Here is a 1,194-nt window from a genome sequence, read left to right as displayed (position 1 = left end):
ATGAGGCGGTAGGATGGATCGCAGTCACAGGGATCAGCCCGGCATGTCGCCCATAATCGCACCCGCAGACGCCGCTTCGCGCCGCGCCGCCAAGCCGACGATCGTCTATCCGGCCGGCACGATGCCAGGGCCCGACCTGGCCGCGCTCGAGCAAGCTCGCCGCACGATGGTCAAGACGCACGAGCTCACCGTGCCACCACGCGATGCCAGAACATTTCGCGTGGCGCGCGGCCAGTTCTTCCGCATCGTCAGCATCGATGGCCCTCAGGTCGGCGACCTCAATCTCTGGAATGCAGAGGATCTCTCCGAGCGCTTCTTCAGCGGCAAGACGCGGGCGCTCCACGGCACGCATGTCGGCATCGGGGACCGGCTCTGGAGCAATATGCCCTACCTTCGGCCGATGGCGACCATCAGTCACGACACGCTCGGCTGGTACGGCTTCGATGAGGACGGCGCCGGCATTCATGATGTCATCGGCACGCGCTGCGATCCCTATACAAATCTCCTGTTGAACGGCACGGCTTACGATTTCTGCTGCCATTCTAACCTGTCCCGCGCGCTTGCCGCCGAGCTCGAGATGGAGCCCCGCGCAATCGAGCATCATGTCCACGATGTGCTCAACGTCTTCATGTGCACCGGCTTCACGAGGGACACGCACCAATATTTCATGAAGGCAAGTCCGGTCCGGCCCGGCGACTTCATCGAGTTTCTCGCGGAGATCGATCTGCTCGGCGCGTTGTCGGCCTGTCCCGGCGGAGACTGTAGCGCAACCCATTCCAGCGATGCTGCGGCATGCCATGCGCTCAAGATCGAGATCTTCGAGCCGGATCGAACGACACTGAAGGACTGGAGCTGGCCGTCGCCAAGTGCGTATCACCGTCGCCATGGTGGGCATGCGCCAGGCTGAGCTTCAATCCAGGCAGCCCCGGAACGCAGCCATCTTACTCCCCCTCCGGCTCGGCCGGCTTCTCGGCAGCGCTGCACATCATCACGGTGACGCGCGGCCTCGCCGTGCTCGAACGGGCCTTCGGCGACGAGGCGCAGCTGCGCAAGATCGCTGCCCACACGATCGATCTCGTGCTCGGCAAGCCAGGCGGTTAGGCGTCAGCAGCAGGCAAGCGCGTTGACCGCCCGCGTTGCCGCATCCTCGTTCCCGGAGCCGACGAACTGGCACACGACAGACCCGAGTTCACC

The 1,194-nt window shown here is 64.2% G+C and carries 1 protein-coding gene; it reads left to right on the top strand.

Features of this window, described 5'->3' with window-relative positions; genetic code table 11:
- Nucleotides 1-43: 43 nt before the first annotated feature.
- On the top strand, nucleotides 44-907 hold the full coding sequence (locus AC1D00_RS41915) for an urea carboxylase-associated family protein (protein ID WP_477014747.1): 864 nt from the start codon (nucleotides 44-46) through the stop codon (nucleotides 905-907).
- Nucleotides 908-1,194 lie beyond the last annotated feature (287 nt).

The organism is Bradyrhizobium sp. P2_E8 (genome assembly GCF_056403875.1).
Note: the sequence above shows the minus strand (reverse complement) of the source record. Positions and strands in the feature narration are given on the sequence as shown.

Coding starts and splice junctions, on each gene's coding strand:
- AC1D00_RS41915 (WP_477014747.1), top strand. CDS start 44: ATGTCGCCCATAATCGCACCCGCAGACGCCGCTTCGCGCCGCGCCGCC.